General features: G+C 64.0%; 15 protein-coding genes. 7 read left to right on the top strand and 8 right to left on the bottom strand.

What is annotated here, in order from left to right:
- Positions 1–53: 53 nt before the first annotated feature.
- Entirely contained in the window at positions 54–461 is a 408-nt protein-coding gene (locus AC1L6K_RS15775; protein WP_480949792.1) for a DUF1844 domain-containing protein, read from the bottom strand.
- A 280-nt stretch (positions 462–741) separates the two neighbouring features.
- Between AC1L6K_RS15775 and infC the strand changes: the two genes are divergently transcribed.
- The 4 genes from infC to AC1L6K_RS15755 all read left to right on the top strand — a co-directional run bounded on the left by infC (position 742) and on the right by AC1L6K_RS15755 (position 3,695).
- Positions 742–1,929, top strand: coding sequence for a translation initiation factor IF-3 (infC, locus tag AC1L6K_RS15770; protein WP_480949791.1), 1,188 nt, complete (start codon positions 742–744; stop codon positions 1,927–1,929).
- A gap of 103 nt (positions 1,930–2,032) precedes the next feature.
- Positions 2,033–2,227, top strand: a complete 195-nt coding sequence (gene rpmI / locus AC1L6K_RS15765) for a 50S ribosomal protein L35 (RefSeq protein ID WP_038467906.1) — start codon at positions 2,033–2,035, stop codon at positions 2,225–2,227.
- A 107-nt stretch (positions 2,228–2,334) separates the two neighbouring features.
- Positions 2,335–2,718, top strand: coding sequence for a 50S ribosomal protein L20 (gene rplT / locus AC1L6K_RS15760; protein ID WP_480949790.1), 384 nt, complete (start codon positions 2,335–2,337; stop codon positions 2,716–2,718).
- Positions 2,719–2,783: 65 nt separating this feature from the next.
- Complete coding sequence (locus AC1L6K_RS15755) at positions 2,784–3,695, top strand: TrmH family RNA methyltransferase (protein WP_480949789.1); 912 nt, start codon at positions 2,784–2,786, stop codon at positions 3,693–3,695.
- Positions 3,696–3,802: 107 nt separating this feature from the next.
- Here the strand turns inward: AC1L6K_RS15755 and AC1L6K_RS15750 are convergent, their stop codons facing one another.
- Entirely contained in the window at positions 3,803–5,026 is a 1,224-nt protein-coding gene (locus AC1L6K_RS15750) for a cation:proton antiporter (protein ID WP_480949788.1), read from the bottom strand.
- Positions 5,027–5,159: 133 nt separating this feature from the next.
- Complete coding sequence (locus AC1L6K_RS15745; RefSeq protein ID WP_480949787.1) at positions 5,160–6,374, bottom strand: MFS transporter; 1,215 nt, start codon at positions 6,372–6,374, stop codon at positions 5,160–5,162.
- A gap of 137 nt (positions 6,375–6,511) precedes the next feature.
- Between AC1L6K_RS15745 and AC1L6K_RS15740 the strand changes: the two genes are divergently transcribed.
- The gene (locus AC1L6K_RS15740; RefSeq protein WP_480949786.1) at positions 6,512–6,940 is read left to right on the top strand and encodes a (deoxy)nucleoside triphosphate pyrophosphohydrolase; all 429 of its coding nucleotides are present in this window, start codon (positions 6,512–6,514) and stop codon (positions 6,938–6,940) included.
- Between the two features lie 86 nt (positions 6,941–7,026).
- Positions 7,027–7,218, top strand: coding sequence for a DUF5302 domain-containing protein (locus tag AC1L6K_RS15735; RefSeq protein WP_480949785.1), 192 nt, complete (start codon positions 7,027–7,029; stop codon positions 7,216–7,218).
- Positions 7,219–7,310: 92 nt separating this feature from the next.
- On the opposite strand, the gene AC1L6K_RS15730 is transcribed toward AC1L6K_RS15735, so the two are convergent.
- Entirely contained in the window at positions 7,311–8,522 is a 1,212-nt protein-coding gene (locus tag AC1L6K_RS15730; RefSeq protein WP_480949784.1) for an Rv2578c family radical SAM protein, read from the bottom strand.
- 203 nt (positions 8,523–8,725) lie between these two features.
- Here AC1L6K_RS15730 and AC1L6K_RS15725 point away from each other — a divergent pair, with 203 nt between their 5' ends.
- On the top strand, positions 8,726–10,225 hold the full coding sequence (locus AC1L6K_RS15725) for a long-chain-fatty-acid--CoA ligase (RefSeq protein ID WP_480949783.1): 1,500 nt from the start codon (positions 8,726–8,728) through the stop codon (positions 10,223–10,225).
- Positions 10,226–10,281: 56 nt separating this feature from the next.
- Here the strand turns inward: AC1L6K_RS15725 and AC1L6K_RS15720 are convergent, their stop codons facing one another.
- Genes AC1L6K_RS15720 through AC1L6K_RS15705 form a run of 4 tightly spaced genes read right to left on the bottom strand, consistent with a single transcriptional unit; the run spans position 10,282 to position 12,569 of the window.
- Positions 10,282–10,920 (bottom strand): SIMPL domain-containing protein, encoded by a 639-nt coding sequence (locus tag AC1L6K_RS15720; RefSeq protein ID WP_480949782.1) that lies wholly within the window; start codon positions 10,918–10,920, stop codon positions 10,282–10,284.
- The gene (locus AC1L6K_RS15715) at positions 10,913–11,461 is read right to left on the bottom strand and encodes an eCIS core domain-containing protein (RefSeq protein ID WP_480949781.1); all 549 of its coding nucleotides are present in this window, start codon (positions 11,459–11,461) and stop codon (positions 10,913–10,915) included. The genes AC1L6K_RS15720 and AC1L6K_RS15715 overlap by 8 nt, the downstream gene beginning before the upstream one ends.
- Positions 11,458–11,991, bottom strand: coding sequence for a hypothetical protein (locus tag AC1L6K_RS15710; RefSeq protein ID WP_480949780.1), 534 nt, complete (start codon positions 11,989–11,991; stop codon positions 11,458–11,460). Before AC1L6K_RS15710 ends, AC1L6K_RS15715 begins: the two co-directional genes overlap by 4 nt.
- Positions 11,988–12,569 carry a hypothetical protein gene (locus AC1L6K_RS15705; protein WP_480949779.1) on the bottom strand — a complete coding sequence of 194 codons (582 nt, stop codon included), beginning with the start codon at positions 12,567–12,569 and terminating at the stop codon, positions 11,988–11,990. Before AC1L6K_RS15705 ends, AC1L6K_RS15710 begins: the two co-directional genes overlap by 4 nt.
- Positions 12,570–12,650: the final 81 nt, after the last annotated feature.

The following is a 12,650-nucleotide window of genomic DNA, read 5'->3' as shown; positions in this document are numbered from 1 at the left end:
GATTTCCGTCCAACTACTGCAAACTGGATTTTGGCTTGGGGAGGGGCCGGAGCCTAGTTGACCGCGCCGGTGAACTTTTCGCCCGGGCCCTTGCCCGGTGCGTCGGGGAATTCCGAGGCCTCGCGGAAGGCGAGCTGCAGTGAACGCAGGCCGTCGCGCAAGGGACCGGCGTGCTGGCTGCCAATTTCGGGGGCTGCGGCGGTGACGAACCCGGCGAGGGCCGTGATGAGCTTGCGGGCCTCGTCCAGGTCCTTCAGCTCCTCCGCGTCGGGTCCGGCGGCCAGGCCGCACTTGACTGCCGCCGCGCTCATGAGGTGGACGGCCGCCGTCGTGATGACTTCGATGGCCGGAACTTCGGCGATGTCACGCACCACCGATGCTGCTTCTGTGTCCGTCAGGGCCTCCTCGGGGGCTGCCTGAAACGTGTTGCGGGTGTCCGAATTATTATCTGGGGTACTCATGCTGCTAAGCTTGTCACAGACCGACTCGATGCTGTTATTTATCGTGCGTCCTGAAGATGAAAATCACAGGGCACAGGATTGCTGCGGCAGCGAGTTTGCAAGTGGAGTCCTCTCCCACCTTTCGACCCATTCTTGGCGTTGTCTGGTTCAGGTTGGCGCTTTCCCTTGGGGGAGGGCAGGCAATTCCCTTTGACCGGGATGCCGCGCCGATCATTCGAGGCCTCCATTGCATCAGCAAATTGGGGGCCTTCTCCGTTGCTGGTGGCATTCACCTTTTCTTATGCAACAGGAGCTACACATTAGCGAGCCACGCATCAATGATCGAATCCGCGTCCCCGAGGTGCGGTTGGTTGGGCCAGCAGGCGAACAGGTTGGGGTTGTCCGCATTGAGGATGCCCTTCGTTTAGCAGCAGAGTCCGACTTGGATCTGGTAGAGGTTGCGCCGACGGCCAAGCCGCCGGTGTGCAAACTGATGGACTTCGGCAAGTACAAGTACGAAGCCGCAGTCAAGGCTCGTGAAGCCCGCAAGAACCAGACCAACACCGTCTTGAAGGAAATCCGTTTCCGCCTCAAGATCGACACCCATGACTACGAGACCAAGCGCGGACACGCAATGCGCTTCCTCGGCGCCGGTGACAAGGTCAAGGCCATGATCCAGTTCCGAGGCCGCGAGCAGCAGCGTCCGGAAATGGGCATCCGCCTCCTGCAGAAGTTCGCCGCAGAAGTTGCCGAAGTTGGCATCATCGAGTCGAGCCCCCGCATTGACGGCCGTAACATGGTCATGGTTATTGGTCCGTTGAAGAACAAGGCTGAAGCCAAGGCAGAAGCCCGCCGCAACCAGCAGCGCGCCGACGCCAAGGCACACAACGAAGCGGTTGCCAATGGCACCGCCCGCGTTGATGTGGACCGCGACAACAAGGTGCCGATGACCCAGTCGCTGGCTGACCTGCTGCCCGAAGGCCTGCACCTGAACGAGGACGCCCCGGCTCCCGCAGCCGACGTCGTCAACGACTCGGCAGCTCCGGCAACCGAGGCTCCCGCAGCTGACGCTGCCAAGGAAACAGCTGTTGCGGAAGCTCCCGCAACTGCACCGGCACCCAAGGTGAACGCTCCGGCCGAAAAGCCGGCTGCCGCCGTCGCACCTGCCAAGGAACCCGCCAAGACTGCGGCGCCCAAGGCAGCACCTGCCAAGGCAGCCCCCGCCGCCAAGGCCCCCGCACCGGCAAAGGCACCCGCAGCCAAGGCACCCGTTGCCAAGGCCGCCGACAAGCCGGCCGCAGCACCGAAGCCGGTAGCTGCGCCGAAGCCTGTCACCGCCAAGCCCATCCCCATGCCGAAGCCGATGGCCAAGCCCGCAGCTGCAAAGCCTGCGGCCAAGCCGGCAGCCAAGGCAGCAGCAAAACCGGCCACCAAGCCTGCCTCTGCAAAGAGCGCACCGGCGGCCGAAACCCCCAGCTCGGCTGAATAAGGTTTCACCTTTTCAGCGGTGAATACACCCACACAGTGACCCAACCAGTCGCTGCAAGAGAACCACAGGCAGCGCCGGTGGATACGTAAGGAGACAGGTCCTCATGCCTAAAATGAAGACACATAGTGGTGCCAAGAAGCGATTCAAGCTGACTGGTTCCGGCAAGCTGCGTCGCCAGCAGGCCAACCGCCGCCACTACCTGGAGCACAAGCCTTCCAGCTTGAAGCGCCGCCTGAAGGGTGACCTCCTGGTCGCCAAGGCTGATGTGCGCAACATCAAGAAGATGCTCGGCATCTAATTTCGCAAGTCAATCGGTGGAATTTCCAATTTCGGAACTGACACCATTCATCAAAGCCTTCCCCGGCATGATTGGCTTGGGATCTTTAAAATTGAAGGAGTACGCACGTGGCACGTGTGAAGAGGGCTGTAAACGCCCATAAGAAGCGTCGGGTTGTTCTTGAGCGCGCAAAGGGTTACCGCGGACAGCGTTCACGCCTTTACCGTAAGGCCAAAGAGCAGCTGCTGCACTCGTTTGTGTACAGCTACGGCGACCGCCGCAAGCGCAAGGGTGACTTCCGTCGCCTTTGGATCCAGCGCATTAACGCTGCATCACGCGCCAACGGCCTGACCTACAACCGCTTGATCCAGGGCCTGAAGGCTGCTGAGATTGAGGTTGACCGTCGCATGCTGGCCGACCTGGCCGTCAACGACGCCGGTGCTTTCGCCGCTCTGGTGAACATCGCCAAGGGTGCGCTGCCTGCTGACACGTCAGCTCCGGCCGCCAAGTAATTCCAGCATTTCCCCAGGAACCCCCAGTTCCTTGTTCCTGCTCTGCGACTGCTAAAGTCCTAAGCATGAATGAACCCGGGCGCCCGCCAGCAGAAGCAATGACCAACCCTCGAGCAGATCGGGTGCGGGACGTTGCCAAGCTGGTAGGGCGCTCGGGCCGTTTAAAGCGCCGGCAGTTTCTGGCCGAAGGCCCGCAGGCTGTTCGGGAGGCCCTCAGGGCACACCGCGAATGCCTGTCCGCCGGCGGAACCCCTGTGGTTGAGGCCCTGTATGCGACGGTTGAGAGCCTGAAAAAGTACCCCGAGCTGCTGGACGCCGCCTCCGCCCCGGGCGCGCGCCTGCAGGTGCGGATCGCCAGCGAACTGGTGCTCTCAGCCATGACTGACACCGTTTCACCCCAAGGCATCGTTGCTGTCTGCAATTTTGTGGACGTGCCACTGAGCGAAGTTCTTGCCGCCAAACCCAAGCTGATCGCCATGCTGTGCCGGGTCCAGGACCCGGGCAACGCCGGCACCGTCCTGCGTGCAGCCGATGCTGCCGGCGCCGACGCCGTGATCTTCTCCCAGTCCAGCGTTGACATCTACAACCCGAAGGCCGTGCGTGCCACTGCCGGCTCCATCTTCCACCTGCCCGTTGTGCTTGGTGCGGACCTCGCAGACGTGGTGGCGGCCGCTTCTGCCGCCGGCGTTGGCATTCTCGCCGCCGACGGTTACGGCCAGTTGAATCTTGACCTGCTCCAGGACGAAAGCGCCGCCCGGTCCTTTGACCAGGAAATTCCCGACGCCACCTATGACCTGGCCGAACCCACGATGTGGCTCTTTGGCAACGAGGCCCAGGGGCTGGCCGGGGAAGAGAAGGCGCTTGCCGATCACCGCGTAGCAGTTCCCGTCTATGGTGCCGCAGAGTCGTTGAACCTGGGCACCGCGGCCACCGTGTGCCTTTACGCCAGTGCCCGGGCGCAGCGGCGCGCGCACTGACGCATCACAGCGGGCCGTGAGGCCCGACGGCGGCCGGAGCGCAGGTGCGTGCGGCAGCTTGCGCCGTGGCTTGACGGTGAACCCTGGACCGGGGAGGGCCACCAGGTTCAGCCCGGCCCGGCCTTGGGCCTGCGTTTACCCTGGGCCAGGGCAAGGGCCGGGAAGAACAACACGGACAGCATCCCGGCCCCGATCAAGGCTGTTGCGATCCCTGACGGCAGGTACCCGCTGTCCACGCCAATGGCTGTGACGGCAACGATGATGGGCAGTCCCGTGGCCCCAAACAACGCAATCGCCCACCTGTCAGCCCAGGGGGACCCTTCGGGTGCGGCCAGGACGTTGGGCAGCCCGCGAACAACGAGCAGCACGATCAGGAAGATCGGCACCAACGCCAGGGTGAAGGCGTTCTTAAACAAGGCATCGAGATCAAATGACAGCCCTGTGTAGATAAAGAACACCGGGATGAGGAATCCAAAGGCAACAGCATCGAGCTTGGTTTCCACAACAGCTGCGTCGCCGGGGCTGGCGCCGCCAATGAAGACCCGCCAGAGAATGCCGCCGGCAAACGCACCCAACAGCAGGTCAAGGCCAAAGATGGTGCTGAGCGCAACTGAACCAGCAACCAGCAGCAACACCAGGCGGACCCCAAACTGGCCGCTGCCGTGCAGGGTCGCCGCCGTCAGCCGGTGGAAATGGTGGTGGCTGCCCCTGGCCGTCAACCAGATTGACACGGCAACGATGACGATGAATACCAGGAGGATCACGGCTGAGGCCCCGAAATCGCGGCCGCTCAGAAACAAGGAGATGGCAAGCAGCGGGCCAAATTCACCCACAGTGCCGACCGCCGCCACAGCCCTTCCGAAAACCGTCCGTGATTCGCCTGCGTCACGCAAGATGGGCAGCAGGGTCCCCAACGATGTTGTGGCTACGGCGATGCCGACCAGAATTGCCGCCTCGACGGTCGGGACGATGAGCAGGCCGGCGGCAATGCCCGCCGCCACCGAAATGAGCCAGGCCAGTCCCGCCCGGCGCAGCGGCCTGCCCTTGATGGCAGCATAATTGAGTTCATTGCCGGCCATGAAGAACAGCATGGCCAGGCCGAACTGGGACATCGTATGAATGAAGGCTGTGGGTTTGACCCACCCGAGCAGGGCCGGGCCGACGATGATGCCCAGGAGGATCTCGAACACCACGAGCGGGACCTTGACAGCACGGCCCGCGAGGGCGGCCAGTATCGGCGATGCCGCGGCGATGAATGCGACAACGGCAATGCTTATCGGCAGGTCGAACATGTCGGCGTCCTTTGTCCCGGCGGGAGACCGGGTCAACATGTCCACACGCAACAGGGCAGATCAGGCATTGTCCTGAAGGCGGTCATCCGGCCGGTACGACCATGATAGCCCTGCCCGGCCGGCTGCCGCCTTTCCGCTGCGCAGGAGCTCTTCCGGCAGCGGCCCGGGACGTCTAGCTTGTGGCCCGCCTGCGGGCAGCCTTGTCCAGCAAGCCGCTGACAAGGGCGATGCCCAGGCCCAGCACGGCGAGGGCCGCACCCACCATGGCCGGGGCCGTGTAGCCCCAGCCCCAGGTGATGACCAGGCCGCCCACGAAGGCGCCGAGGGCATTGGCCAGGTTCAAGGCGGAGTGGTTCAACGAGGAGGCCAGTGTTGGGGCGCCCGGCGAAACATCCAGCAGCCTGGTCTGCAACGAGGGAATGAGCATGGCGCCCGAGGCGCCAATGACGAAGATCATCAGCAGGGCCATCCACTGGATGTGGACCGAGGCCGCATAAATGACAAGCATGGCTGCAATGAAACCCATCACCAGGTAGATGCTGCCCATGACAGACCAATCGGCGATCCGGCCGCCGATGTAGTTTCCAACCACCATCCCCACCCCGTACAAACCAACGATGAGGGGCAGGAAAGCGGGGGAGAAGCCGGCAACGTCCGTCATGGTGTTTGCCACGTAGGTGTACACCGCGAAGAAGCCGCCGAAGCCGACAACGCCGATCAAGAGTGTCAACCACACCTGGCCGCGGCGCAGGGCGCCAAGTTCCTTGCGCAGGCTCGCATCAGGATGCGCCTTCTGGGCCGGAACAAAAAGTGCCATGCACACCATGCTGGCCACGCCGATGATGCCGACCAGAATGAACAGCCAGCGCCAACCGAACTGCTGGCCCACAAAGGTTGCCAGCGGCACGCCCAGCACATTGGCCACAGACAAGCCCATCATGACCATGGAAATGGCCCGGCCACGCTTCGTGGGCACCACCATCGAGGCCGCCAGCACGGCAGCCACGCCAAAGAAGGCACCGTGCGGCAGGCCCGCAATGAAGCGGGTCACAAGCAATGTGGTGTAGTCATGGGCGAACACCGAGAGCAGGTTGCCCACAGTAAACAAGGCCATCAACCCCAGCGCCAGGGTCTTGCGCGGCAGTTTGGCGCCGACGGCAATCAACAGCGGCGCCCCAATGACAACTCCCAGGGCGTAAGCGGAAATCACGTGTCCGGCAGTCGGCACGCTGACGCCCACGCCTTCGGCCACATTGGGCAGCAGGCCCATCATGGCAAACTCGGTGGTGCCGATGCCAAAACCGCCGATGGCCAGGGCCAGGATTGCCCACGCCACAACCCTCGGTGAGGCGGGCTTGGCGTCGCGCTGTGATTTAAGCAGGGTCATGAATTTTCTTTCGCAGGGTGGGTTTCTTCCGCTGCCGCACTGTGCTGGGCGGCCGGTGCCGGCACTCCGAAGACGGGGCCGCGCAAGGCAAGGCATGATGCTGCCGCCTCCAGTCTAGTTCGACCTAGACTGGTGGGGTGACTACGCAGAAACAGATAGTGGGCGCTGCCCTGGTCGATTCCCTTGCACATCCCGTTCGGCTCCTGGCTGCCCGGCGGACCGCCCCGCCGGAGTTTGCCGGCATGTGGGAGTTTCCCGGCGGCAAGATTGAACCCGGCGAAACCCCGCAGGAAGCCCTCCACAGGGAGCTGGCCGAGGAGTTGGGCGTCGAGGCGGAGTTGGGCGCCGAACTGCAGTGTCCGACGTCGGACGGCTGGCCCCTGAACGCCAACGCCGCCATGCGCGTGTGGCTGGCGCAGGTGACCAACGGCACGCCCGAACCGCTGGAGGACCATGACCTGCTGCAATGGGTTGAGCTGGCGGGGCCCGGCATTCTCGAGTTGGAGTGGATCCCGGCGGACCGCCCCATCGTGCAGGCGCTTGTGTCATTCACGGCCCGGCAATAACCGGCGGCAAAAAATGGCACGGCGGCTGTTGAAATTCAGCCGCCCTGTGCCAGACTGGGTGCAGAAGACCCCAAGGAGGTTGTGCCATGACGAGTGAAAATCACGACGAACAAGCCCCCACCGGTGCCAGCGACGAAACGAAGGAAAAGTTTCGCCAGGCCCTGGAAAACAAGAAAAACAAGCAGCACGGCAGTGTTGGAGCCGCCACCGATGCAAAGATCAGCGCATCACACGGTTCAGCCAGCCACAAGCGTGAATTCCGCCGCAAGAGCGGATAACCACCAGTCGGCCGTCCCCTGATCGTTTGACAGGCCCTGGGCGTCTCCCGTGTACCGGCAGGCGTCCAAGGGCTCGGCAGCCGCCCGTGCTGTCAGAACAGGGTGGGGGCCAGGCTGGCCAAGGCGGGATCCTCCGCGGGGGATCCCGCCTTTTTGGTGCCCCGGGTGCCCCTGAATCCCGCAGGCGGCCCATCGCTACCGGCCCGGCCAGCTGCCTGTCCCTGGCCTGTCGGGGCATCGCCCAATGCCGCGGTGTTCGACGGCATGCTGCCGTGGGGATATTGGGCTTCCTCGCGCCGGGGATCATGAACAAACCCCTGGGCGGAGAAGCCGTTGCGCTTCTTGGCCTCATTCACCCGGGCCGCAAGCCACTGGCGGTATTCCTTTGACGCGTAGGAGCCCGCGCCGTAGAGGCGCTGGTACCGTCCCACCAGCGAGGGGTGTTCGCGGGCCAGCCATTGCATGAACCATTCCCGGGTTCCCGGCCGCAAATACAAGGCACCCGCACTGACCCCTGTCGCGCCGGCGCCGGCCAGCGCAGCGAACAGGGCATCCAGCGACTCCTCGGAATCGGTGAGCCAGGGCAGGATGGGCATGGCCATGACACCGCAGGGGAGGCCTGCGTCGCGCAGTTTGCTGATCAACGCCAGCCGGGCCTTGGGGGAGGGTGTCCCGGGTTCCAGGGTGTGGGCCAGGTCTTCATCGAGCAACGCCAGCGAGATACCCATGCCAACGCTGACCTGCTCTCCGGCCTTGCTCAGTGCGGGCAGGTCCCGTGCCAGCAGCGTCCCCTTCGTCAGGATGGAAAATGGGGTGCCCGAATCGGCAAGGGCCGAGATGATCCCGGGCATGAGCTTGTAGCGGCCTTCGGCCCGTTGATAGGGGTCGGTGTTGGTTCCCAGCGCCACGTGGGGGCGCTGCCATGACGGCTTGAACAGTTCCTTGCGCAGCACCTGCGCCACATTGACCTTGACGACCACCTGGGAGTCAAAGTCAACGCCGGGGTCAAAGTCCAGATAGGTGTGGCTTTTGCGGGCGAAGCAATAAACACAGGCGTGCGAGCAGCCCCGGTACGGATTCACTGTCCATTCAAACGGCATGGTGGAGCTGGGCGGCACCTTGTTCAGGGCCGATTTGGAGAGCACCTCGTGAAAGGTGATGCCCGCAAATTCCGGTGTCTGGACACTTTTGACGAGTCCGGCCAGTGGCAGCAGGGGCTGCGTTGTCGCCGCCGTGTCGGGTGCCGCGCCGCCGGTTGGCTCGGGGAAAAGTGGCTGGTTGAGTTCTTGATTTGTCCACCGCATGAGTCGATTAGAACATATATTCTAATCAGGGGCAACGCCCCTGCGCAAAATGTTTGTTACCGGCGGGTAGTGATGTGTCCCAAGTCACGCTGTGTGGCACTATGGTGGAGGCATGCGGGCGATGATGCCCCAGCTGCCCGGCCAGGCCCACATCAATGACGATGCGGGCCGGTGCTTGGCAGCCCCAGCACAAAGGAGCAGTCATGACGAACCTGGCCACCATCGTCCCAGCCTCGGCCGCACGGAACCCCGGTGGGGTTGCCATCAAGCTCGATGACATTGAAATCTCCTTTGGCGCCCTGGAGGTGCTCAGTGCCAAGGTTGCGGCACTGCTGGCTGCCCGTGGCACGAAACCAGGGGACAGGGTGGCCTTGATATCACCGAACCTGCCGCAGATGCCAGCCATCTACTACGGAATCCTGCGCTACGGTGCCATTGTGGTGCCGTTGAATCCGCTGCTCAAGGCCCGCGAGGTTGCGTACCACCTCAGGGACTCGGGCGCCATGCTTGCCTTTGCCTGGGAGGGGGTCATGGCTGAGGTTGAGGGTGGCGCCGCCGAAACCGGCACCGCCATCATTCCCATTGACGCAGGGTTCATGGCGCTGCTGGCTCCCTTCGAGCCGCTGTCCGAGGTTGCCGCTGCCGACAAGGGGGACACCGCAGTCATCCTGTACACGTCCGGTACCACGGGCAAGCCGAAGGGTGCCGAACTGACGCACGAAAACCTGCGCAGCAACGCCGAAGTGTCCGTAGGCCTCTTTTCCAGCCGGGATGGCGACGTGATTTTTGGCGGGCTCCCGTTCTTCCACATCTTTGGCCAGACTTGTGCACTGAACTCAGCGGTGATGGCTGGCGCGACAGTGACGCTGCTGCCCCGATTTGACCCGGTCAAGGCCCTGGAAATCATCCAGCGTGACAAGGTCACCATCTTTGAGGGGGTGCCGAGCATGTACATTGCCTTGCTGCGCGCCCCCGGTCGGGAAAACTACGACCTCAGCTCCCTGCGCGTGGCCGCATCCGGCGGCTCCGCGCTGCCGATGGAGATCCTGCACGAATTTGAGTCGGCCTTCGATGCCACTTTGCTGGAAGGCTACGGGCTGTCAGAGACGTCGCCAGTCATATCCTTCAACCAGATGGACGGCATCCGCAAGCCCGGCTCCGTGGGCACCATGGTGGCCGGGGCACAAATGCGGGTGGTTGACGACGCAGGTGCCGACGTCGAACCCGGCACGGTGGGGGAGATCGCCGTGGCCGGGCCGTATGTCATGAAGGGCTATTGGAACAACCCCGAGGCGACGGCCGCTGCCATCCCCGACGGCTGGTTCCGCACGGGCGACCTGGGCCGCATGGACGAGGACAGCGTGTTCTTCATCGTGGATCGCAAGAAGGACATGATCCTGCGCGGCGGCTACAACATCTATCCGCGCGAGATTGAGGAAGTCCTGTACGAGCACCCTGCCGTGGCCGAGGCTGCCGTCCTTGGAAAGCCCGACGACGTCCACGGCGAGGAGGTCTGTGCTGCGGTGTCGCTCAAGGACGGTGCCGAGGGTGCGGACGACCCGGAAGCCCTTGCCGCGGACATCAAGGAGTTCGTCAAGGCCCGGGTTGCCGCCTACAAATACCCGCGCCAGATCATCATCATGGAGGCACTGCCCAAGGGTCCGACGGGCAAGATCCTCAAACGCGAGATCAGCATGCCCTAGTGCTCTCCGGGAGCGGCGTCGCCGGTGGCCGCCGCTGCCCGGCCGGCGTGCTGCGGCTAGTTCAGCAGCCAGGTGACCTGCACGGCCATGGCAACGTCGCGTTGCCCCGGTTCAATGGCCATGGAGCTGTCGGCGACCAGGGCGGCCCTGGCCATCATGGGCCGCGGCGGCGTGTCACGGACCACCCCTTCGCTGACGTGGCTCACCTCGCCCAGTGTGCGCCCGGCCAGGCCGGCATAAAGTTCGGCCGCACGCCGGGCATCCGCCCAAGCCGCCGACCGGGCGGCATCCTGGGCTGCAGACGGGTCTGAGACCGCCGGTGACATCCCGTTCAGCCGGACGTTGTTGTTGCCGCTGTCCACCACAGCAGCGATGACGTCTTCGGCGCCTTGATCGTAGCGAAGGGAGACGGCCAGCGTGCTTGAGACCGTGTAGCCGGTCGCCACCGAGCCGGTGCCGTCCTGCCAGCGGGTGTCCACACGGACGTCCAATGAAGACGAAGTGATGGATTCCCTTGCCACACCCATGGCAAGAAGCCTGGCGTTGACGGCGTTGACTGCCTCGCTGGCTGTCGAGTAGGCGGCGCGCACGGTTGGCTGCGCGGACTCGACGCCAATGTTGATGTTGAAATAGTCGGGGGCTGCCTGTGCAGTGCCTTGTCCTGTGACGGTAATGGAATGCTTTGCATCAGTCATTGCGGGTTCCCTTCCCGGGATGTTGTGGACTTGAGTGTTTTCGGGGCGGGGATTGAATGCCAGGGGCCTGAAGCCCCGCTGACTTAAACAACGCCAGGCGCTGCAATTGGTTCCTGATGGCGGGCAGCCGGGCAATCGTTGGCAGTTCCCGGTACCCGCCCAACGCCAAGCCTGCGTTGCGTTCAAAGAAGTTGCGGCTGCCGGGATCCCCTGTCCGCCACCACGAGTATGCGGCGCAGGCAAAGTAGAGCGGCAGGAACGGCAGGCCCAAACACCATGCGTACTGCGTGGCGTGCCCGGCCTCGTGGGCCAACAGCTCGGGACGGGAGTCGATGAAGGGCCTGTCTGCCCGGTAAAGGATCACATTGCCCACCGTGAATGCCCCGGCCAGCGGCAGTTTCGGCTGGTAGCCGGTGCCCAGCAGCAGCCCCTGCGGGCCCTTTTCAACCGGGGTGCGGGTGAGTGTGGCCAGCAGCAGGCCGGCAGGAGTGGAGAGGTTCACTGCATTGGCGACGGCGCGAATGCGCGGGGACAATTTCACGAGGCGGCGTCCTTGCTTGGAATGGGTTGCGTGGAGGTGACTGTGAGTGCGGCGAGTGCCTGCGCGGTGCCCGGTGTGGAATGGCCGCAGGCGTCCATGGGCCACTGGACGTTGATTGCCTGCCCCGATGCGTTGACGAGCCAGATGGCTGGCAGGATCTCACCGTAGTCCAGGCAGGATGCGTTGCCGCCGCGCTCGCTGGGTTGGGCTAGGGCCGCCAGAAGCGGCGCGTAGTCTCCGGAGAGGTTTTCCCGTGTGACTTCGCCATGCATTTCGCCGGGCGTGCAGCTGACCACCTCAACGGTGCCAAAACCGTCCGGCACCCGGCCCTTGAGCAGCGCGGCAGGCTCGGTGGAGGCGGACTCCCGGCCGGTTGCCGTGGAACAGTCGACGGCGGACTGCAGCGAGGCAGGTCCTGGCAGGTATTGCCCGGGGGAGGAACAAGACACAATGAGCAGGAGGGCACAGGCCAGGGCCGCCAGGCGCAGAACGAGGCGGGCCGATTCACCCGTCGGGTCCGAAGCCGTCATTTGCCCTGCCCCGGATTGGGCAGCACCACGATGTCCACAACCTGCAACGCAGCAATGGCCTTTTGCGTGTCCGGCTTCCCTCGGGTCTTTCCGCAGGAGTCCGTGGGCCACGTGACTTGCACGGTGTCGCCCGCCGCATTGACCAGCCACAATCCGGGCACCAGTTCCATGTCTGCAGTGCACGGACCGTTTCCTTGTTTGTCGCTGGGTTGCGCCAGGGCCGCCAGCAAGGGAGCGAAGTCGCCGGCAAGTTGCTCCTGCTGGAAGAGAACCTTGTGTACGCCGTCAACGTCGCTGCCGCCCGTGCGGCAGATGAACACCTTCTCCGGCACAAATCCTGCAGGCACAGATCCGGCCAGGGCAGCTGGCGGGGCGGTGGGGACGTAGCCGGGAAAGCCGCTGATGGAGGCCGGGCAGTCAACGGCTTGTTGCACCACGGCCGGATCCGGATGGTACTGCGTCACCTTGGCGGCAGGGACGCTGCACCCGGCCATTGCCATGGAAGACACCTGCGCAAGGCAGGCCAGCAGCGCCAGGCGGGGAACCGGCGTCGTACTTCTGCGGCGAAGGGAGCTCATGAGCGTTAGCGTAACAAGAGGGGCGCGCAAATGGGTCGCGATGTGGTTGCGAATTGGGTTCATCGCAGGCACACGCCGTCA

The sequence above is a fragment of the Specibacter sp. BI4 genome, from assembly GCF_056680095.1.
Note: the sequence above shows the minus strand (reverse complement) of the source record. Positions and strands in the feature narration are given on the sequence as shown.

What these genes read in the sequence shown, in the direction of transcription:
- AC1L6K_RS15775 (WP_480949792.1), bottom strand. Translation starts at nt 461, where the DNA reads ATGAGTACCCCAGATAATAATTCGGACACCCGCAACACGTTTCAGGCA.
- infC (WP_480949791.1), top strand. Translation starts at nt 742, where the DNA reads ATGCAACAGGAGCTACACATTAGCGAGCCACGCATCAATGATCGAATC.
- rpmI (WP_038467906.1), top strand. Translation starts at nt 2,033, where the DNA reads ATGCCTAAAATGAAGACACATAGTGGTGCCAAGAAGCGATTCAAGCTG.
- AC1L6K_RS15755 (WP_480949789.1), top strand. Translation starts at nt 2,784, where the DNA reads ATGAATGAACCCGGGCGCCCGCCAGCAGAAGCAATGACCAACCCTCGA.
- AC1L6K_RS15750 (WP_480949788.1), bottom strand. Translation starts at nt 5,026, where the DNA reads ATGTTGACCCGGTCTCCCGCCGGGACAAAGGACGCCGACATGTTCGAC.
- AC1L6K_RS15745 (WP_480949787.1), bottom strand. Translation starts at nt 6,374, where the DNA reads ATGACCCTGCTTAAATCACAGCGCGACGCCAAGCCCGCCTCACCGAGG.
- AC1L6K_RS15735 (WP_480949785.1), top strand. Translation starts at nt 7,027, where the DNA reads ATGACGAGTGAAAATCACGACGAACAAGCCCCCACCGGTGCCAGCGAC.
- AC1L6K_RS15730 (WP_480949784.1), bottom strand. Translation starts at nt 8,522, where the DNA reads ATGCGGTGGACAAATCAAGAACTCAACCAGCCACTTTTCCCCGAGCCA.
- AC1L6K_RS15725 (WP_480949783.1), top strand. Translation starts at nt 8,726, where the DNA reads ATGACGAACCTGGCCACCATCGTCCCAGCCTCGGCCGCACGGAACCCC.
- AC1L6K_RS15720 (WP_480949782.1), bottom strand. Translation starts at nt 10,920, where the DNA reads ATGACTGATGCAAAGCATTCCATTACCGTCACAGGACAAGGCACTGCA.
- AC1L6K_RS15710 (WP_480949780.1), bottom strand. Translation starts at nt 11,991, where the DNA reads ATGACGGCTTCGGACCCGACGGGTGAATCGGCCCGCCTCGTTCTGCGC.
- AC1L6K_RS15705 (WP_480949779.1), bottom strand. Translation starts at nt 12,569, where the DNA reads ATGAGCTCCCTTCGCCGCAGAAGTACGACGCCGGTTCCCCGCCTGGCG.